This window comes from Microvirga sp. 2TAF3 (genome assembly GCF_052114965.1).
GTDB lineage: Bacteria > Pseudomonadota > Alphaproteobacteria > Rhizobiales > Beijerinckiaceae > Microvirga.
Window position 1 is genome coordinate 169509 of the sequence record NZ_JBFRFT010000008.1, and the last position, 20325, is coordinate 189833.

Sequence of the window (20325 nt, forward strand, 5' to 3'; positions counted from 1 at the left end):
GCTAGCCTCCCGGCCGCCCCTGAATCTGCGGCGGGGGCCTGATCTCCAGCGGAGGCGTCAGCGGCGGCATCACGAAGGGGGATGCGGGCTGAGCTGCCGGCGCGGGCTCCGTCTCATTCTGCTGCTGCGATTGGATCCGCTCCGCTTCGATGCGGGCACGCTCCGCCTCTTCCTTCGCCTTTGACTGACGGGCCGTCTCCTCTGCGGCGGCCTTGGCCTTCTGGCGCTCCGCTTCCTGCTGTGCCTGGATCTGGCGCTGGCGCTCGGCCGCCGCCTTCTCGAAAGCCTCGATCTTCTCAAGTTCGCGCTTGAGGACGATAGCGGCCAGACCGTTGCGGAACGGCCCGGCATCGATCTCGCGCACGGGAGCGGCCAGGGAGCCGCGCCAATGGAGTCCCACCGATGGCGGCGCACCGACCCACCCGGCAGGCGAAGCCTTGGCCGTCAGCGAGCCACGGGCATCGAGCGCGAGGGATTTCAGATCGTAGGTGACAGCTCCCTGCCAGGAGGCCGCGCCGCTCTGGACCACGAAAGGAGACAATCGCAGCGAACCGGAAACGAGCGACGCGGAGGTCGAGACAGCGGGAGCCGACAGCGGGGCGCGGCTCAACTCGGTTCCGAGAACCGCTTCCGCCTTGCCTTCGACCAAAGGCTCGTTATCCGTGAGCAGGCGCCTCAGCGCCCGCTCGAAAGCCGATGGATCGGCATCCGGGATGCGCAGGTTGGTCACGCGCCAGTCACCGGCGCCGCCGAGATTGGCGACAAGGCCCGATATGGTGTCGGCCGCCGAACCGAATTTCAGGGAGCCCGACAGACGCGCATCGAACGGCGTCGCACCGCCGAGCGCCGAAAGCGGAACGTCCTTCAACGAACCTTCCCCGACGATGGAGGCGAGCGTACCCTGGCGGGTAATCGTCGTCGCTCCCGTCAGTCGCCCGCCGCCGAGCGTCATGTCGAGATCGCGGATGGCAATGCCGTCCGGCGTCGCCTCAGCCTTGAAGCTGGCACGGCCTCCCTGGAGTTCCCGGCCCAGATCGAGCGTCCCCACCTTGAAGGACACCTGCCCTCCGGTGATGAGGCGCGCACTCTGGCCGAAATGGGCGGAGGACCAGATCGCATTCGCATCAGGATTGCCGGGAGTGTTGAGGGCAAGCGTCGTCACGAACCAGGGCAGCGACAGCTTGTCGAGAGAGACCTCGCCGGTGATGTCCGAGCGCGAACGGACGGCGAGCCTTGCCTGAACGGCGCCCTTTGCGACCTGTCCCGTGATGTCGAGGAGGGAGGCATCCCGTTCCCGGCCCAGGGTGACCCTTGCCGTGGCCGGTACGGGCGATGCGACACCCGAACCGTCGCCGAGCAGGAGGAGGAATGGCGCGATATCTTCCGTAACGATTTCAGCCTCTCCATTATCCACCACGTCATCATCGGCACTCAGGCCGAAGGGGCGCTTGGTGGTGACCTGGACACCGCCGACATCGCCCGAGACGGTCACGTTGAACTGGCCGGAGCCGACGCGTGTGCCCCGCAGGATGACATGGGAGGGCCGGTTCAGGGACGGTATGGAGGCCCGGTTGACCCAGCGCCCTGTATTAGCGGTCGCGAGGCTGACATTGAGGTTCTCGGTCCTGCCGTCGAGGGAATCGACCGTACCTTCGAAGCTGCCGCCGGCCGCCGTGCCCTTGGCGGTCGTCCGCAGGCGCAGTTCGGTTGAACCCGAAGGTGGTGCGACCCGCTCCGTCACCACGTCGAGATTGAGATCGCCCTCGCGCAGGAAATACGGCACGAGCTTGGAGATGCCACCGATCCAGACGCTGCCCAGGAGATCGACCAGGGGCGAGGCGCGCTGCGCCGAGACCTTGCCGGCGATGCGGCCCGAGCCATCGGGGGCGATGCGCCCGCTGACCCGCGCATTGGCGCCGGCGAGATCGACGATATCGAGGGACTCGACCAGAAGCGCCGGGCCGTCGGACAGAATGCGCGCCGTAATCCGCCCCGCTTCCGGCCGGCTGCCCGCGCGGACGTTGCGCGCATCCAGGATGAAGCCGACATCGAGATTCTGCGTCGCCTCGAACACGCTGGAAACCCGCGGCAGCTGATCGAGATTGAGGTTCTGGATCCCGACCTGCGCCTCCAGCCGCCCGCGCGCATCGGCCTCGGGCGCGGTGTAGCGCAGATTGCCGGTCATGACTGCATCGCCGGTCATCACGCGCATCCTGTTGAAGGACAGGACCGGGTTCGAGAAGGCGACATCCGAGGAGGCCTCGAAAGGCCGGCCGTCGAGGATGTTCAGGAAGGGTGAGCGGAGGCCGAGACGGTTGAGATAGCGGGCAAAGCGGTCAGACGCATTGGACGCCAAGGCGACTTTTCCGTCTCCGCCGCCCCGGGTAGTCAGGCCGATCTTGCCTTCCATCGCGATCCGGGTCTCGCCGGGCGCCATGAACTCGATCCGGTCCAGCTTCGCCTGGCCCCGGTTGAGGGACAGGCGCAGGACCGCATTCGACAGATCGTCCTGACCCAGGCCGATACTGTCGATCTTGAGATCGAGATCGATGGGAACGGAAATCGGCGGGAGGGACCATTGCTGCAGGCGGCTTTTGAAATCCTGCCCGTTGGAGGACAGGATGAAGCTGTCCGCGTCGAGCCGCCGCCCTTCGAGCTTAAGGGAAATCCGGGGGTCGTTGAGCTGCACGCTTCCCTCGCCCGTCATGCGCAGGCTCGCGCCGCCCTCCCCCGCCTCGAGGCTGACGGGCTTAAGCTCGACGGTCCCTGAATTGACCTTGAACTCGGTCTCGATGGCGATCGGAATCGGGATACCGGCGGCGGCAACCTGGGCCGGAGGGCCAAACAGCACCTTGGCCTTGCCGGCCAGGGTCGGCATCGTCCCTTCGCCATTCGCGCTGTCGAGGGCGAGCTTCGCATCCACGTCGAAGCGCGGATAGATATCACCGCCGCCGGTCAGCCTGACCTGGACAGTCTTGTCCGGGGTCAGCTCGCCGGTAACGAGCCTGAAGGGCACGCCGGCGGTGGAGCCCTCGACCCGCCAGGGGCCGATGAGCTTCTGTCCCTCGATGGAGACGTTCTCCGCATAGGCCTGATCGGTGCGCCCGGTGGTGGGCGTCTGGGTCGTGACGAGAAGCTGGGCGACCTTGAGGCTATCGATGGCCCATTCCCGGCCCCGAGCATGGCCTGCGACCAGATCCGACGGCAGGCTCCAGCTTCCGTCCGCGGCGACGGGCACACGAATATCGGCGCGGCCGATGCGGGTTTCGGTAAAGCGCACCTCGCCCCGCAGGAGCGGGGCCAGGGCCAGCTCGGCCCATACGAAATCGGCCGTGAGAGACGGCGAATCCGGCGTCTTGCCACCGAGCCGCAACCGGTCGAAGCGCAGCCGCGGCGACGGCAGGATGCGAAGGCCGATACGGCCCTCGGTATGCGCCTCCGTCCCGGAAGCACGCGAGATCAGGTGGTCGATGGAGCTGCGATGCGATTCCCAATCGACGAAAGGCGGCGCAGCGACAGCTACCGCCAGAATGAGAATCACGATCGATGCGATAATCGTCAGGATGTCGCGCAAGAGGCGGCCTTTTCTCCGTTTCGTCGCATGGTCTTTAGCTCAAAGGCAAAACCAGCGGGAGCGCTGCGCAGTTTCCATCCACTGTCAAAGCGCAACAATCTTGCCCGGGTTCATAATGTTGTGCGGATCGATGGCCTGTTTCAAGGCGCGCATAAGCGCAAGCGCGGCCGGTCCATGCTCGATTTCAAGATATTTCATCTTCTTTTGGCCGATCCCATGCTCTCCCGTGCAGGTGCCTTCCATGGCGAGAGCCCGTCGGACGAGCCGGTCCACGAACGCCTCGCAGGCTTCGATTTCGGCTGGGTCGTCCATGTTTACGAGCGGCTGTACATGGAAATTGCCGTCGCCCACATGCCCGACGATGGGTGCGATGAGACCGCTTTGCAGAATATCACGCTTGGTTTCGTCGACGCATTCCGCCAGTCGCGAGATCGGGACGCAGACATCCGTCGCAACCGATTGCGCGCCGGGCCTTAGGCCCCGCGCCGCCCAATAGGCGTCGTGCCGGGCCTGCCAGAGCCGTGAACGCTCTTCCGGCTTGGTGGCCCACTCGAAAGGCCCGCCGCCGAACTCGGCCGCAATCTCTCCGAAACGCTCGGCCTGCTCCTGCACCCCGGCGACGGAGCCGTGGAATTCGAGCAGCAACAGCGGGCTCTCGGGCAGGGTCAGCTTCGAATGGAGGTTGACCGCCTTCACCTGCAACTCGTCGAGCAGTTCGATGCGGGCGACCGGGATGCCCGACTGGATCGTCATGATGACCGCGTCGCAGGCGGCCTTCACGGATGGGAACGGGCAGATCCCGGCCGAGATCGCTTCCGGAATGCCGTGGAGCTTCAGGGTGATCTCGGTGATGATGCCGAACGTGCCCTCGGAGCCGATGAAGAGCCGCGTCAGGTCGTAGCCCGCCGAGCTTTTCTTGGCCCGGCTCGCCGTCTTCACGACCTCGCCGTCCGGCATGACGACGGTGAGGGACAGAACCGCGTCCTTCATCGTGCCGTAACGAACCGCATTGGTGCCCGAAGCCCGTGTGGCGACCATGCCGCCTATCGAGGCATCGGCGCCCGGATCGATGGGGAAGAAAAGGCCCTTGTCCCGCAGATGCTCGTTCAGCTCCTTGCGGGTCACGCCGGCCTCGACCACGCAATCGAGATCCTCGTCATGAAGCGCAACGATGCGCTTCATCAGGCTCATATCAACGGAGACCCCGCCGAAAGGCGCGTTGATGTGGCCCTCGAGCGATGTACCCGTGCCGAAGGGAACGATAGGAACATCGTGCCGGGCGCAGAGTTTGACAATTTCGGACACTTCTTCTGTCGTCCGGGGAAAGGCGACGACATCCGGGGGCTGGTTCTTGACCCAGGTCAGGGAATGGCCGTGCTGTTCCCGCACCGCCTCCGACATGACGACGCGATCACCGAAACGCTCGATGAGCTCGGACGAAAGGGAGGCCAGGGATGCCGCGGTCGGCTTGGTGCGATGGGGAGAATGGAGCGCGTTCATCGATACTTCAGGTCTGATTGCGATGCTTTCCTCTCTCATAGCTACCAGAACCGTTGCAAAGGCAACACTCTGCGTGAGAATGACGCCGTAACCTTATGAAAGGTATTGAGATATGTATCAATGTTACGCGATGATGCTGGGATGATGATCACATGATCGGATTTAAAGGAGAGCGCTGAGCATGGACGAGCGGGCCCCGGTGTTCTTTTTCGCCCCCTTCGTGTCTTCGACCATGTGCGTCCAGCCGGCATGGATCGATTACAACGGCCACATGAACATGGCCTATTACCATGTGCTTTTCGACCGGGCGGTGGAAGAAGCGTTCGGGCTCGTAGGCTTGGGCCAAGACTATCTCGAAGAGCGCAACGCGTCCTATTTCGTGGCCGAAACCCACACCCTCTATCAGCGCGAACTGACGATGCACGACGCGGCGCGGGTCACGCTTCAGCTGATCGATTTCGACGAAAAGCGCCTCCACTTCTACATGGAGATCCGCCACGCGACGGAAGGCTGGCTATCCGCCACCTCCGAGGGGCTGTGCCTGCACGTGGACATGGAAACGCGCAAGGTCTCCCCCTTCCCCGACGATATTCAGCTCAATCTGACGGTCATGAAGGCGGCCCATGCCCGCCTCGCGAAGCCTCGGGCGCTTGGCCGTGTCATGGGCATTCCGGGCAAGTCCAATCCGCATGGCTCCCTGCACGATTCATTGATGGCCTCAGGAGCCTGCCATTAGGGTGCGGCCCGATCCGATCGGACCGTGATGCGCTTTAGCCCCCCAATTGCTGAAATTCCTTACGAAAAACGGCTTTAACAGCCGACAGATCCTGCCGGGCAGTTGCGGAAGCGCGCCGGAGGCGATGGGTTCGAGAAAACCTGCTGCCGGTCGAATCTTTGCCGCAGCTGGTTGTTGTCGATCTGGTTCTGCTGTTGGAGTTGTTGGAACCGCTGTTCCTGCGAGAGCGAGCGGTTGATGCCTCTCACTTCGCGCTCGGCCCGGCTCGTTTCAGGCAGAGCGATCTGAGCCTGGGCCGGCCCCGCGAGGCTTGCGAGCACAGCAGCCATGAATGCGATACGCATCGGACATCCCCTTTGGAATGAACAATTACCATATGGGGATGAGGCTTGCCCGTTCAACGAAGTTCCGCCTGCGGCAGGATCGCCGGTATTCCGGCCTCGACGCCGTTCGCCTTTTGATCCATGGTCGCCCTGATGAATCAGCCTGATCCAAGACCCGAATCCCAGGACGATCTCTCTCGAGACGATCTGGCTCACCAGCCGAGTCCCACCTCGCTCAGCGCGCGTGCTCGTGCGGCCGTCGCGCCGCAATCGCCTTATCTTTCCGGCCTCAATCCGGAGCAGCGCGCCGCCGTGGAGGCGACGGAAGGTCCCGTTCTCGTGCTCGCGGGCGCTGGAACCGGCAAGACGCGGGTGCTGACCACCCGCATCGCCCACCTCATCGCCACCGGCAAAGCCTGGCCGTCGCAGATCCTCGCCGTCACCTTCACGAACAAGGCCGCCCGCGAGATGCGCGAGCGCATTGGCCGGGCTATCGGCGAGGTCGCCGAGGGTATGCAATGGCTCGGCACCTTCCACTCCATCGGCACAAAGATCCTGCGCCGCCATGCGGAGCTGGTGGGCCTGCGTTCCGATTTCACCATTCTCGGCACCGACGACCAGCTGCGTCTGATGAAGCAGGTGATCGAGGCCGAGGGCATCGACGAGAAGCGCTGGCCCGCAAGGCAGCTCGCCTCCATCATCGACGGCTGGAAGAACCGCGGACTCGGTCCCGATCAGGTGCCAGCCGGAGAGGCCGGAGCCTTCGCCAACGGCAAGGGCGGGCGGCTCTACCGGGCCTATCAGGACCGCCTGAAGACTCTGAACGCCGTTGATTTCGGCGATCTGCTGCTCGAATGCCTGCGCCTGTGGCGCGAGCATCCGGACATCCTCGAGCAATATCAGGAACGCTTCCGCTACATGCTGGTGGACGAGTACCAGGATACCAACGTCGCGCAGTATCTCTGGCTCAGGCTGCTGGCGCAGGCACGGAAGAACCTGTGCTGCGTCGGCGACGACGATCAGTCGATCTATGGCTGGCGCGGGGCGGAGGTCGACAACATCCTGCGCTTCGAGCACGACTTTCCCGGCGCGACCGTCATCCGCCTCGAGCGCAATTACCGCTCGACCGCACATATCCTCTCCGCCGCCTCCGGCCTCATCGCCAAGAACCAGGGCCGCCTCGGCAAGACGCTACGCACCGAGGATGAGCCCGGCGAGAAGGTTACGATCACCGGCGCCTGGGATTCGGAGGACGAGGCCCGCCTGATCGGCGAGGAGATCGAGGCGCTGCATGCCAAGAAGCACCCGCTCTCCGAAATCGCCATTCTGGTGCGCATCTCCGCCCAGATGCGCGAGATCGAAGACCGGCTCGTGACCTTGGGCGTCCCCTATCGCGTCATCGGCGGCCCGCGCTTCTACGAGCGCGCGGAAATCCGCGATGCGCTGGCCTATCTGCGCGTCGTGAACCAGCCCGCCGACGACCTCGCCTTCGAGCGCATCATCAATGTCCCCAAGCGCGGTTTGGGCGATGCCACGATCCAGGTGCTGCACAACCATGCCCGCGCGGCCCGCGTGCCGCTCACGGAAGCAGCCCGCTTCATCGTCGAGACCGACGAGCTGAAGCCGAAGCCTCGTGCGACCTTGCGCGATCTCCTGATCTCCTTCGGCCGCTGGTCGAAACTGTCGGAGACCATGACCCAGTCGGAGGTGGCCCAGACGGTGCTGGAGGAATCCGGCTATACCGAGATGTGGCAGAAGGACAAATCGGCGGATGCCGCCGGTCGCCTGGAAAACCTCAAGGAGCTCGTGCGCTCCATGGAGGAATTCCCGGACCTTCAGAGCTTCCTCGAGCACGTCTCTCTCGTCATGGAGGCGAACGAGACCGACACGACCGAACGCGTGAGCCTGATGACGCTGCATGCCGCCAAGGGCCTGGAATTCGACACCGTGTTCCTACCCGGCTGGGAGGAAGGCCTGTTCCCCAACCAGCGCGCCCTCGACGAGAGCGGTCGCGCCGGCCTGGAGGAGGAGCGCCGCCTCGCCCATGTGGGCATCACCCGCGCCAAGCGTCGGGCCAAGATCTACTTCGCTTCGAACCGCCGCATCCATGGCCTGTGGAACTCGACGATTCCGAGCCGCTTCGTCGACGATCTGCCGGAGGCGGATGTGGAGATCGTCGAGGCTCCGGCCAATTTCTCCTATGGCGGCGGGTTCGGCGGCGGCTCCCGCTTCGACCGCATGGCCCCATTCAGCGGTTCCTCCTATCAGACCCCCGGCTGGCAGCGCGCCCAGGCACATCGGGCCAGCACCGACGGCGGCTACTCCGCCCGTCGAACCGGCGACCGGCGCGGGCCGATGGTGATCGAGGGCGAACTCGTCGCGAAATCCACAAGCGCATCGGGTTTTGCGGTCGGAGGGCGTGTCCTCCACACCAAATTCGGCCCCGGCACCGTGGAAGCGATAGACGGCAACAAGCTCACAGTCGAATTCGACAAAGCCGGGCGGAAAATGGTGCTGGACAGCTTCGTTGAGGCGATGGGGTAGACTGCATCCTTATCGTTCCCGGCCGGAGAGGGCGAAGGCCCTCGCAGGGGGAGGGAATCCACAGCACCACGCTGGAAGATGGTCCCTCCTCCCTCGCTCCGGCTCACCGTGGACGACACAAGGACACATTTTTCCCTGGAATGATGCTCGCCTAAGGAACACCTAGCCACGCGCCTGCAACTGTGGAACCATTCTTCCTCATAGGAAGCATATCCGAGGTTGCGATGTTCCCCCTATCCCACATGCTGAAAGCCTTCGTGCGCACCGGCACGCTGAAAGTCATCGATGCGGATGGCAGGGAGCATGTCTTTGCGGGCTCGCCTAGCCCGACCGTCACCATGCGGCTCACGGATCGCTCGCTTTACCACAAGCTCTTCCTCAATCCGGAGCTTCATGCGGGCGAAGCCTATATGGACGGGCGCATGAGCTTCGAGAACGGCTCCACGATCCGGGACTTTCTGACCCTGTTCTCGCTCAATCGCTCCTCGCTCGCGACCTATCCTCTCCAAAGCGTCCTGAAGCGCATCTCGCGTGGAGTGAAGCGGTTTCAGCAGGCGAACCCGGTCGGCAAGGCGCAACGGAACGTGGCGCATCACTACGACCTCGGAAACGACTTCTACAAACTCTTCCTCGACAAGGGCATGCAGTATTCCTGCGCCTATTTCATCAACGATGACGATACGCTCGAGGAAGCGCAGCAGAACAAACTTCGTCTCATCGCGTCGAAGCTTCAGCTGAAGCCCGGTCTGAAGATCCTCGATATCGGCAGCGGCTGGGGCGATCTCGCGCTTTATCTGGCCGCGATGGAAGACGTGGATGTCACGGGCGTCACGCTCTCGAAGGAGCAGCATGCGCTCTCCAACGAGAAGGCGCGGCGGGCCGGCCTTTCCCATCGGGTCCGCTTCGAACTCCTCGATTACCGCAAGGTGGACAAGCGCTTCGACCGCATCGTCTCGGTCGGCATGTTCGAGCATGTGGGCGTGCACCATTACGGCGAGTTCTTCGCCAAGATCAACGCGCTGCTCGACGACGACGGGCTGATGGTCCTGCATTCCATCGGCAAGATGAGCCCGCCCGGCACGGCGAGTCCCTGGCTGAGGAAATACATCTTCCCCGGCGCGTATTCCCCTGCCCTGTCGGAAGTCTTCCCCGTCGTGGAGCAGAACAGCCTCTGGGTGACGGATCTCGAATTCCTGCGCCTGCACTACGCCAAGACCCTGAACCACTGGCATCGACGCTTCGTGGCCAATCGCGCCAGAATCGCCGCCATGTATGACGAGCGTTTCTGCCGGATGTTCGAGTTCTATCTCATCAGCGCGGAGACGATGTTCACAAGCGGCAGCCAGCTCGTGTTTCACATGCAGCTCGCCCGCAAGCGCGACGCCGCCCCCATCGTGCGTGATTACATCACCGATCTGCAGCGTCATTACCGGCTGCAGGAGGCCGAGTGCCTGAAAGTTCTGAAAGGGACGGAGCTGACTCCTGCCTAAAGCATTTTCCGGCAAAACGGATCCGTTTTGCCGGAAAATGCGGCCACAAGGAGCGAGAGGCCACAGCTCCAGGACCGGCCACTTTCCTGCACGAATTTCAAGGTTATCGCCTCACTGACACCAGTGATGACCGCGACCCTGTCGAGAGGTGTCCGGGCATGGTCAAGCTCCTGTCTTGACCGGGAGAGAATTCCCGAACGCTTGCGGAGATGCCCAGGCCGGATGCACCGCTGGGCAATTGCCGCAGGCATGTCCCCCTCGGCGGAGAGGGGTGGAAGATTGACATGGATCAAGGTGGCTTCGCCCGTCTTGTGCAAGGACCCTGGATGCCCGTATCCGGACCAGGATTGCATCCGAAATGGTCCGATGTCTCTGACAGAGACAGGAGTCTGTCATGCGTCACGCATTGCTGGCCACCGTCGCCGCAACGGTCCTTGCTTTCAGCTTAGCCTCAGCCGGAGCACAAACTCAACGCCCGACCCCGCCTCCGGAGGGTTCCTCGACTGGAGGAGCCTCGCGCGACAAGAATGTCCCTGAGCGCCCAACGTCGTCGCCCGGGCAAACCCAAAGCCGCCCCGGTGAAGGGTCACCGGGGACCTCCAGGCCCGAGGCGGTCCCCGGACAGACGCGCAGCGGCGCGTCAGCCGAGCCGGGGCAGACAAACAAGGACGAAAAATCCTCTACAGGCGCCGAACAGCCGCCTTCCGGCCGGAAACCTGCGCAAGGCGCTTCCCAGAAACAGCCCGAGGAGAAGCCGTCTCAGGGGACGGCACAGACACCCTCGGAGCAGAAGCCACCTCAAGGAACGGCCCAGAAACCTGCTGAGCCAAGGTCGCCGCAAGAATCGCAACAGAAGCCTCCGGAGCAGCGTCCCGCCCAGGGCACATCGCAGCAACCTCCGGGACAAAAGCCCCAGCCGAGCGCATCCCAAGGCCGTCCTGAGGAGAAACCTTCTCAGGGCACGTCGCAACCTCCCTCCGGACAAAAGCCTTCGGAGGAGACCTCACAGAAGCCCACGGAGCGGCCCTCGCAAGGTTCGTCGCAGCCCCAGCCTGGCCGGCAACCTTCCGGCGCCGCGGGTAATGCCGCGCCCGGCTCTCAACAGACCCCATCAGCGACCACCGAGACCCAAGGCGGTGCAATGGGCGCGTTCTCCAACTCAAACATCAACACAGAGGAGCGTACACGGATTACCGAACACCTCGTCGAACGGGCGCCTCGTGTGAACAATATCAACATCACGATCAGGCCCGGAGAAACTCTTACGGAAGAGGTACCTTTGGCCGAGCTGCCGGACGACGTGGTGCATGTCGCGCCGCAGTACCGTGGCTATCGGTATTTCGTCGTGCGGGATGAGATCGTCATCGTCGAACCGCGAACCAAGAAGATCGTCGACGTGATCAGGTCATCAGGCGGCGCCGGCACGCAAAGGACGGAGAAGATCAACCTGTCGCCGGACAAGCGGACCCGCTTGAAAACGGAGGTCCTGCGACAAGTGCACGAGAGGGCTACCAAACGCATCGTGATACGCGAGGGAGAACGGTTGCCCCCGGATGTGGAGATCATCGACCTGCCCGCGGACGTCCTGGCCGAGTTCCCGGAACTGCGCGGCTATCGCATCGCGATCATTGAGGACGAGGTCGTTCTCGTCGAGCCGGAGACGAGGCAGGTCGTCGAGGTGATCCAATAGTCGCCCTTGGTGGCGCATTCGGCATGTGATGGGGTCCCGGCACCGCCTGCCGACCTGTGGCGGAGATGGCCCGTGGCATCGGCCTGCCTCGGGATGCCGTCGCCTGATCCCGTCAGCGAAGGGATGACCGGTGGCTCGCAAGGTGCTAAGCGACCAGCATGCTTGAAGGACTGCATCCCAACCGCCCGACCCACGTTTTCCGGATCACGACCGACGGGCGCTCCGCGCGCGCCATGACGGAGTTGATCGGCGAGATTTTCGATCCGGCAGAGACTGCCGTGGCTGCTTTCGAGACGGAAGATGACGGGCCTTGGCTGCTCGAGGCCTATTTCGCTCGCCAGCCGGACGAGAGCGCCATCCGCGACCTGTTGCGCCCCATCGTCGGTGCCGAGGCCGACAAAGGCGTTTTCCTTCCCCTCGACCAGCAGGATTGGGTGAAGGCATCGCTTGAAGGCCTCAAGCCCGTCCGCGCCGGACGCATGCTGGTTCACGGCTCCCACGACCGGGACCAGCGCCGGCCCAACGACCTTTCCATCGAGATCGAGGCGGCGCTCGCATTCGGCACGGGCCATCACGGCACCACCAAGAGCTGCCTTCTCGCCTTCGTCGATGAACTGAAGCTGCGCAGGCCCCGCCACGTGCTCGACGTGGGTACGGGCACCGGTATCCTCGCCTTCGCGGCGGCGAAGATTCTGAAACGGCCCGTGGTTGCGGGCGATATCGATCCGGAAGCGGTGCGCGTGGCGCGCGAGAATGCCCGGCTCAACGGGATCGATCCCTGGATGAGGCTCTATGTCGGGCCGGGTGTCCGCCACAGCCTCGCGAACCGTCCCGGCCGTTTCGACCTGATCTTCGCCAATATCCTGGCGAAGCCCTTGCGCATTCTGGCACCATCCCTGGCCCAAGTGGCGACGCGGGACGGCACGCTGATCCTGTCAGGGCTGCTGGGACGCGATGTTCCCGGCGTTCTGTCGGCCTATGCCGCGCAAGGGTGGCATCTTCAGCGCCGATACGACCTGGAAGGCTGGGTGGCCCTGGTGATGAAGCGGGGCGGCGCGCATCCGCGGCCCCACCGGGATTATTTCTAGTCCATCGGCACGTTCGGATAGCGCTTGGCCGGGGTCCGGTATGGCGGTTGTAACCGGATCATCCGAACTGATGGGGATCTTGCATGATCGGATCGAAAAGCGGTTCCCACTTTTCCTGAAAATGCTCTAGCGTGTCGCTTCCTCTCTTCCCCACATCGGTTTTTGCATCGAATGGCCCGCTTCCAGACTTTCGACGATTCCACCTCTCCCGCCCAAGGCCCCAAACGGATTGCCAAACTGCGGACAGAACTCTCCCGCCGGGGGTTCGAGGGCTTCATCGTGCCCCGGGCCGACGAACATCAGGGAGAATATGTGCCGAAGAGCGCGGAGCGGCTTGCCTGGCTCACCGGCTTCACCGGCTCCGCTGGCACCGCCATCATCCTCCATGACAAGGCCGCCCTCGTGGTCGATGGGCGCTACACGGTCCAGGCGGCCGAACAGGTGGACACCTCCGTCATCACGCCGGTCCAGATGGCCGAGACATCGGCGGAGGATTGGATCGCCGCCAATCTGCGCAGTGGCGCAACGCTGGCCTACGACCCCTGGCTTCATACGAGCGACGGCCTGAAGCGGCTGGAACAGGCTGCCGCCCGCGCCGGCGGTAAGTTTGCCCCGGTCGACATGAACCTCGTCGACGTGATCTGGATCGACCGCCCTGCGCCGCCGCAGGCGCCGGTTCGCCCCCACCCTCTCGAATATGCCGGTGAGACCGCCACCTCCAAGCTCCAACGCATTCGCGACAAGATGGCCGAGGCGAAAGTGGATGCGCTCGTCGTCTCCGACCCGCACAACCTCGCCTGGGCTTTCAATCTGCGCGGCGGCGATATCGGACACACGCCTCTCCCCCTCGGCTATGCCATCATCCCGAAGGAGGGCCGCGCCGGCCTGTTCTTCGACCCCGCGAAGATGACGAACGAGGCCGGCTCCGCCGTGGGCGAGCTCGCCGATTTCGTCGACATCTCCCATTTTCAGGGCGCACTCGATTCGCTGGGCCAAGCGAAGGGCAAGATCCGCATCGATGCGGCAACCGGTGCCGTGGCGCTGATCCGGCGCATCGAGGCGGCGGGCGGTTATGTCGATGTGGGAGCCGACCCGACAAGCCTGATGAAGGCGGTCAAGAACCAGGCGGAGATCGCAGGCTCCCGGTCTGCCCACCTTCGCGACGGCGCGGCCGTGGCCCGTTTTCTCGCCTGGCTCGACCGGGAAGCCCCGCGCGGCCAACTGACGGAGATCGATGCAGTCGATGCGCTTGAAGCGTTCCGCGTCGAGACGGGCGCGTTGAAGAACGTCTCGTTCCCCTCGATTTCGGGCGCCGGCCCCAATGCCGCCCTGCCCCACTATCGCGTCAGCCGCTCCAGCAACCGGCGCATCGAGAACAACGGGATCTTCCTGATCGATTCCGGCGCGCAATACGAGGACGGCACGACGGACATCACCCGCACGATCATCGTGGGCGAGCCCACGGCGGAGATGAAGGACCGCTTCACCCGCGTGCTGAGAGGCCACATCGCCATTGCCCGCAGCGTCTTCCCGAAAGGCACGAGCGGCGCACAAATCGATGCCTTCGCCCGGCAGCCCTTGTGGGAGGCGGGCCTCGATTTCGACCACGGCACCGGCCACGGCATCGGCAGCTATCTCTCGGTGCACGAAGGACCGCAGCGCATCGCCAAGACCGGGCTCACGCCGCTGGAAGTGGGCATGATGCTGTCGAACGAGCCGGGCTTCTACAAGCAGGGCGATTACGGCATCCGCATCGAGAACCTGATCCTCGTGGAGCCCCACACGATTGCAGGCGGAGACCGAGAGATGATGGGTTTCGAGACCCTGACCTTCGCGCCCATCGACCTGCGCCTCGTCGAGCCCTCGCTCATGACGGCGGATGAGATCAAGTGGCTCGACGCCTACCACGCCGAGGTGCGCGAGAAGATCGCTCCGCATGTGGATGCGGAAACCCGCGCCTGGCTCGAAAAGGCGACCCGGCCTGTCGGCTAGATGGGCTTGTCCCCTGTCATTCCGGGGCGCCTTAGGCGAGCCCGGAATGACAGTAGGGGTTTCGACCCGACGTTCAATAAAAACGCCTCAAAAAACGCCTCAGAAAAAATTTCGCAGCAGCACCACCGACGCGACGCCCACGGCGACCGTGGCGAGAAGCGGGAGCCTGAAGGCTACGAACGCCGTAATGGCAGCCGCGATGGCCTCCGCCCATCCGGTCGTCAGCGCGGTAGGCGCGATGACGGCGACCAGCACGGCGGGCGGAATGGCGTCGAAAGCCGCCTTCGCGCGTCCCGTGAGCGCCAGCCGGTCGGCCACCAGCAGGCCGGCGATGCGGGTGAAGTAGGTCACAACCGCCATGGCGAGGATGGCGAGGAGGGTCGTGGTATCGACGCTCATGCGTACACCTCCTTACCAGCTGCGAAATAAGCGGCTCCGATCCCGGCCAGCGCGCCCGAGGCCACATGCCAGGGTGCGCCGATGAAGTGGTGGACCAGCGCCGCCACTGCCGCACTGACCCCAACAGTCACAAACGTTACGCGACTTTTTCCGAAGCCTGCGACGAGTCCGATGAAGAGAGCCGTGAAGGCGAAATCGGCCCCGAACCGGGCCGGATCGCCGAGGAAGGAGCCGAGTATCGCGCCAAGCGTCGTCGAGACCAGCCAATTGAAGTAGAGAACCGCCGCCATGACCGCCCAATAGATACCCGTAACGGGTCGGTCGAGGGCACGGCGCTCGGAGAGCGCCCAGGATTCGTCGGTCATGAAGAAGAAGGCGAGGAACTTCTCGCCTCGGCTCATCCTGACCTTGGGTGACAGGGATGCGCCCATCAGCACATGGCGCACATTGATGAGGAAGGTCCCGAACGCCAGGGCGACGATAGGCGCGGGGCTGATCCATGTCTCGATGGCGGCGAATTGCGCGCCACCTGCAAAGACCAGGGCCGACATGAGCGCGACCTCCGCCGGCGTCAGCCCTTTCGCGACCGCGACCGCGCCAAAGAGCAGGCCGATGGGGATGGCCGCGATGGCGGCAGGCGCGATATCGCGCAGACCCGCCCGCGCATCGCGCCCGTAAGACGATGTATAGGGATTGGCTTGATCCATGTTCATGCCCGTTTTCCCGCCTTATGCCGGATGGAAAGCGAGCGGTCTTGGATGAAAGTGCCTTTTCACGCGGCGCGGTAGGTACCCGGTGTCACACCCATGCGGGCCTTGAAGACCCGGTTGAGATGGCTCTGGTCGAAAAACCCGCAAGCCGTGGCAACATCGCCCGGCATCTCGCCCCGTTCGAGCAGCCGGCTCGCCGCGCGGAAGCGGCGATCGATGAGATAGGCATGGGGTGTCAGCCCGGTTTCCTTCCGGAAGGCGCGAATGAAATGGCTGCGCGACAATCCGGCCATGGCAGCAAGCTTTGCCAGTTCGGCCTCCTGGCTCAGATGCGTATCGAGATAGTCCCGCACACGGGCGATGCTCTGCGAGCCGTAATGCAGGGGCGCGGGCCCGTCGAGATCGGCCCAGCGGATGATGAGCTGAGAGAGAAAGGCGATAAGGCGCGTGTCCTGCTCCATCTCCGATGTCCAGGTCTCGTCGAGGCACAGGCAGGCATGGAGCCGGGCATGGGCGAGAGCGAGTTCCGTATCCGTGATGACCGATTGCCTGAACCAGGGCGGGCGCGTCAGGGGACGTCCGGCCACATCCTCCGCGAGTTCCTGCATCAGCTCCGCCGAGGGGTAGAACGTCCGATACTCGAAGCCCCCGCCATAAGGCTCCCCGTCATGGATCTCGTCCGGGCATACGACGGCGATGGAGCCCGCCCCCGCATAACGCTGCTCGCCGCGATGGTAGAAGGTCTCGCAGCCCGCCAGGACCAGCGCAATCGCATAGGTTTCGTGGCTGTGCCGGGCATAGGAGTGCCGGCGGAAGGTCGCGCGCAGGCAATCGAGGCCGTGATGCCGCGGCACCCGCCAGAAATGCGTCACGTCGCCTGATGCTCGCACCAGATCGGGATCAAGCGAAAATTCGGGACTGATGACCGTCATGCCAGCCAGAATGCCACATCAGGAGCGGCGCGTCTTGCACAGGAATATCCTGCACAGGAATATCAATGACGTCCCACGAGCGCGAACCAGCCGTCCTCGTCCATGACCTGGACATTGAATTCCTTGGCCTTGTCGAGCTTTGAGCCGGCTCCGGGCCCCGCCACCACGATGTCCGTCTTCTTGGACACGGAGCCCGCGACCTTGGCGCCCAGGCGCTCGGCCATGGCCTTGGCCTCCTCGCGGGTCATCTGCTCGAGGGATCCTGTGAAGACCACGGTCTTGCCCGCAACGGGCGAATCTGAGGCGGCGGCTTCCATGGGCACCGTCGTCACCTCGGCGAGGAGCGCGTCGAGCATCTCCTCGTTATGTTTCTCCTTGAAGAACTCGACGATGGCTTCCGCCACGACAGGACCGATGCCGCCGATGGCGGTGAGCTCCGCATGAGCCTCCGATTCCGGATCGGCCGCGGCCTTCGCGGTTTCGCGCAGGGCTTCGAAGGTGCCGAAATGGCGCGCGAGCAGCCGCGCCGACGTCTCGCCGATATGGGGAATGCCCAGGGCAAAGATGAAACGGTTGAGGTCGATAGTGCGGCGCGCCTCGATGGCGGCGAAGAGGTTTCGGGCGCTGGTCGCACCCCACCCTTCCCGGTTCTCCAGCCGCTTGAGACTGCGGGCGTTGCGCGCCTCCAGGGTGAAGATCTCCTGCGGGCTCCGGATCAATCCTTCCGCATAGAATTCCTCGATCCTCTGTCCGCCCAGGCCTTCGATATCGAAGGCGTTGCGGGAGACGAAATGCTTCAGCCGCTCGCGGGCCTGGGCCGGGCAGATGAGGCCGCCCGTGCAGCGGCGGACCGAATCCTCCCTGCCCGTCCGCGGATTGACCTCGCGCACCGCGTGGCTGCCGCAGGCGGGGCAAATGGTTGGAAAGTGATAGGGCTTGGCGTCTGGCGGACGCTTGTCGAGCACCACGTCGAGCACCTTGGGGATCACGTCGCCGGCCCGCAGCACCACCACCGTGTCGCCGATGCGGATATCGACGCCGTTGCGGATCGGCTGTCCGTCCCCACCGATACCCTTGATGTAATCCTCGTTGTGGAGCGTCGCGTTCGACACGACGACACCGCCGACCGTGACGGGCTTCAGCTTGGCGATGGGATTGAGGGAGCCGGTGCGCCCCACGTTGATCTCGATATCATCGAGGACCGTCACCGCCTGCTGTGCCGGGAACTTATGCGCCAGCGCCCAGCGTGGCGAGCGCGAGACGAAGCCGAGCCGCGTCTGCAGCCCGAGATCGTTCACCTTGTAGACGACGCCGTCGATATCGTAGCCGAGATTGGCCCGGTCGGTTTCGATGGCATGGTAATGCGCCAGCAACTCCTCCACGCTGGAACAGAGGCGCGTAAGCGGATTTGTCCGGAAGCCGAAGGATTTGAGGGCCTGGATCATGCCATGCTGCGTGTTTGCCGGCATGGCGCTCACCTCGCCCCAGCCATAGGCGAAAAAACATAATGGGCGCGACGCGGTGATCGCCGGGTCGAGCTGGCGCAAGCTGCCTGCGGCGGCGTTGCGAGGATTGGCGAAGAGCGGCTTTCCGGCGGTCGCCTGCCGCTCGTTGATGGCCGCGAAATCCTTGTGCGAGAGATAGACTTCGCCCCTCACCTCGAACACGTCCGGGACTTTCGATCCCTTCAGGGTCTGAGGGATATCGTCGACCGTGCGGGCATTGGCCGTCACATCCTCGCCCACGGTCCCGTCGCCCCGCGTGGCGGCACTGACGAGTTTTCCGTCCTCGTAGCGTAGGCTCAGGGACAAGCCGTCGATCTTCGGCTCGGCGGTGAAAACCAGCGGCGTCTCGGGCTTGATCTGCAGGAAGCGGCGGATGCGCTCGACGAACTCCTCCACCTCGGTGTCCTCGAACCCGTTCGCCAGCGAGAGCATCGGCGCCCGGTGCCTGACCTTCGCGAATTTTTCGGACGGCTTGGCGCCGACCCTCTGCGTCAGGCTCTCGGTGGATGTCAGCTCAGGAAACTGCGCCTCCAGCGCCTCATAGCGCTGGCGCAGGGCGTCATATTCCGCATCCGAGACAGACGGCGCATCCTCTTCGTAATAGCGCTTGTCATGCTCAGCGATTTCACGGCCAAGCGATTCATGCTCGGCCTGCGCTTGCGAGAGGGTCAGTTGGTCGACAGGAGTTTCGAGAGAGGTTTTGTGTCGGGCCATGATCGAATCGAGGTTGAGGTCGATTGAACCATAGCGCTCTGGACGAGACTCTCCAGAGCCATGGGCGCCGAACCGCGGGGCGGCCCGACGCCTGGATGCGGCGAAAGCCTACTGCCCGCGGCTCTTGAGCCAGGCCTGCATTTCGGCGATTTCGCGCTCCTGCTCACGGATCACGTCGGTGGCCCATTTGCGCACCTGTTCGTCCTTGCCGTATTGCAGAACCACCTTCGCCATGTCGATCGCCCCCTGGTGATGAGGGATCATTCCGCGCACGAAGTCGACATCCGGATCGTTCGAGAACACGATGTCCATATCGCGGTGCATCTTGGTGTTCGCATCACGATACGCGCTGGTGGCCTGCGTGTCGGTCGCTGGCGCGCTCGTGGACATCGAGTGCCCCGAATGGCCACCATGAGTGCCCTGCGCGAATGCGGCAACAGGAGTGGCGGCAACAGCAAGAACGAGCGCCAGGAAACGGATTTTCATGGGGATTCTCCTTGGAAGTGTGTCAGCCGAGAGGTTGCATGAGGGGCTGGGCCGGGTAGCCGGCTTCCTTCAATGCATCCAAAAGCCTCGCCTCCGACCGGGCCGACCTCACGTCGATCTCGCGGCGCTCGAGGTTCGGCGCGATCCGCGCCGTGCGGTCGATATCGTGAATGGCACGCATCACGGCACCAAGGCAGCCGCCACATTTCATGTCGGGAATGTAGAAAAGGGACATATCGAGATCCTTGATTTGCTTAGATCTCAGGCGTTGTAGACCTTCCCACGATGGCAAGGTCAAGCGCCTTTCCGCACCAAGGCGGACATTGACATGAACGCTCGCATCCCGCTCAAAGCGGAGGCTCTGGGGCTACCAGCCCCAGAGCGAATGAAGCGTTCTCGATGGCCGTGCTCGCCCCGGAAGCGGGAACTGGCCTCCTCGAAAGTCTCCTGGCCGCATGCTTCGCCGAACCGGAATCCCTTCGCCGGAAATGTACTAGAGCATCGGACGGTTAAACGGACGCATATCCGGCAGCCCTGAGGAAGTTCCAACACTCGTGCGACTCAAACAAATCGCAGATGTCGCCGAGGGCGCGCCAGAGCGCGTCGAACGTTCGGGCCTCGGCCTTGCGCAGGCGCGCTTTG

The 20325-nt window shown here is 63.9% G+C and carries 15 protein-coding genes; 6 read left to right on the forward strand and 9 right to left on the reverse strand.

All coding sequences use genetic code 11. From position 1 onward, the window contains the following. Nucleotide 1: 1 nt before the first annotated feature. Together AB4Y97_RS10765 and AB4Y97_RS10770 are read right to left on the reverse strand one after the other, a co-directional pair. Nucleotides 2-3574, reverse strand: a complete 3573-nt coding sequence (locus AB4Y97_RS10765; RefSeq protein WP_441999031.1) for an AsmA family protein — start codon at nucleotides 3572-3574, stop codon at nucleotides 2-4. Between the two features lie 84 nt (nucleotides 3575-3658). Next, nucleotides 3659-5074, reverse strand: a complete 1416-nt coding sequence (locus AB4Y97_RS10770; RefSeq protein WP_441999032.1) for an FAD-binding oxidoreductase — start codon at nucleotides 5072-5074, stop codon at nucleotides 3659-3661. A gap of 181 nt (nucleotides 5075-5255) precedes the next feature. Here AB4Y97_RS10770 and AB4Y97_RS10775 point away from each other — a divergent pair, with 181 nt between their 5' ends. Continuing rightward, nucleotides 5256-5810 (forward strand): thioesterase family protein, encoded by a 555-nt coding sequence (locus tag AB4Y97_RS10775; protein ID WP_441999033.1) that lies wholly within the window; start codon nucleotides 5256-5258, stop codon nucleotides 5808-5810. 74 nt (nucleotides 5811-5884) lie between these two features. Here AB4Y97_RS10775 and AB4Y97_RS10780 read toward each other — a convergent pair whose 3' ends face one another. Next, on the reverse strand, nucleotides 5885-6154 hold the full coding sequence (locus tag AB4Y97_RS10780; RefSeq protein WP_441999034.1) for a hypothetical protein: 270 nt from the start codon (nucleotides 6152-6154) through the stop codon (nucleotides 5885-5887). 132 nt (nucleotides 6155-6286) lie between these two features. On the opposite strand from AB4Y97_RS10780, the gene AB4Y97_RS10785 reads away from it, so the two are divergent. From AB4Y97_RS10785 to AB4Y97_RS10805, 5 genes are all read left to right on the forward strand, one after another. Next, entirely contained in the window at nucleotides 6287-8677 is a 2391-nt protein-coding gene (locus AB4Y97_RS10785) for an ATP-dependent helicase (protein ID WP_441999035.1), read from the forward strand. A gap of 224 nt (nucleotides 8678-8901) precedes the next feature. Further along, on the forward strand, nucleotides 8902-10167 hold the full coding sequence (locus AB4Y97_RS10790) for a class I SAM-dependent methyltransferase (RefSeq protein ID WP_441999036.1): 1266 nt from the start codon (nucleotides 8902-8904) through the stop codon (nucleotides 10165-10167). 1141 nt (nucleotides 10168-11308) lie between these two features. Beyond that, entirely contained in the window at nucleotides 11309-11857 is a 549-nt protein-coding gene (locus tag AB4Y97_RS10795; RefSeq protein ID WP_441999037.1) for a DUF1236 domain-containing protein, read from the forward strand. Between the two features lie 158 nt (nucleotides 11858-12015). Beyond that, nucleotides 12016-12945, forward strand: coding sequence for a 50S ribosomal protein L11 methyltransferase (locus AB4Y97_RS10800; protein ID WP_441999038.1), 930 nt, complete (start codon nucleotides 12016-12018; stop codon nucleotides 12943-12945). Nucleotides 12946-13116: 171 nt separating this feature from the next. After that, the gene (locus AB4Y97_RS10805; RefSeq protein WP_441999039.1) at nucleotides 13117-14937 is read left to right on the forward strand and encodes an aminopeptidase P family protein; all 1821 of its coding nucleotides are present in this window, start codon (nucleotides 13117-13119) and stop codon (nucleotides 14935-14937) included. 99 nt (nucleotides 14938-15036) lie between these two features. On the opposite strand, the gene AB4Y97_RS10810 is transcribed toward AB4Y97_RS10805, so the two are convergent. From AB4Y97_RS10810 to AB4Y97_RS10835, 6 genes are all read right to left on the reverse strand, one after another. Continuing rightward, entirely contained in the window at nucleotides 15037-15336 is a 300-nt protein-coding gene (locus AB4Y97_RS10810; RefSeq protein WP_441999040.1) for an AzlD family protein, read from the reverse strand. Further along, the gene (locus tag AB4Y97_RS10815) at nucleotides 15333-16049 is read right to left on the reverse strand and encodes an AzlC family ABC transporter permease (protein ID WP_441999041.1); all 717 of its coding nucleotides are present in this window, start codon (nucleotides 16047-16049) and stop codon (nucleotides 15333-15335) included. The genes AB4Y97_RS10810 and AB4Y97_RS10815 overlap by 4 nt, the downstream gene beginning before the upstream one ends. A gap of 59 nt (nucleotides 16050-16108) precedes the next feature. Further along, complete coding sequence (locus AB4Y97_RS10820) at nucleotides 16109-16978, reverse strand: AraC family transcriptional regulator (RefSeq protein WP_441999042.1); 870 nt, start codon at nucleotides 16976-16978, stop codon at nucleotides 16109-16111. 62 nt (nucleotides 16979-17040) lie between these two features. Further along, nucleotides 17041-19197 carry an NAD-dependent DNA ligase LigA gene (gene ligA, locus AB4Y97_RS10825; protein ID WP_441999043.1) on the reverse strand — a complete coding sequence of 719 codons (2157 nt, stop codon included), beginning with the start codon at nucleotides 19195-19197 and terminating at the stop codon, nucleotides 17041-17043. Between the two features lie 108 nt (nucleotides 19198-19305). Further along, nucleotides 19306-19683 (reverse strand): CopM family metallochaperone, encoded by a 378-nt coding sequence (gene copM / locus AB4Y97_RS10830; RefSeq protein ID WP_441999044.1) that lies wholly within the window; start codon nucleotides 19681-19683, stop codon nucleotides 19306-19308. A 22-nt stretch (nucleotides 19684-19705) separates the two neighbouring features. Beyond that, nucleotides 19706-19918, reverse strand: a complete 213-nt coding sequence (locus AB4Y97_RS10835; protein WP_441999045.1) for a heavy-metal-associated domain-containing protein — start codon at nucleotides 19916-19918, stop codon at nucleotides 19706-19708. Between the last annotated feature and the right edge of the window lie 407 nt (nucleotides 19919-20325).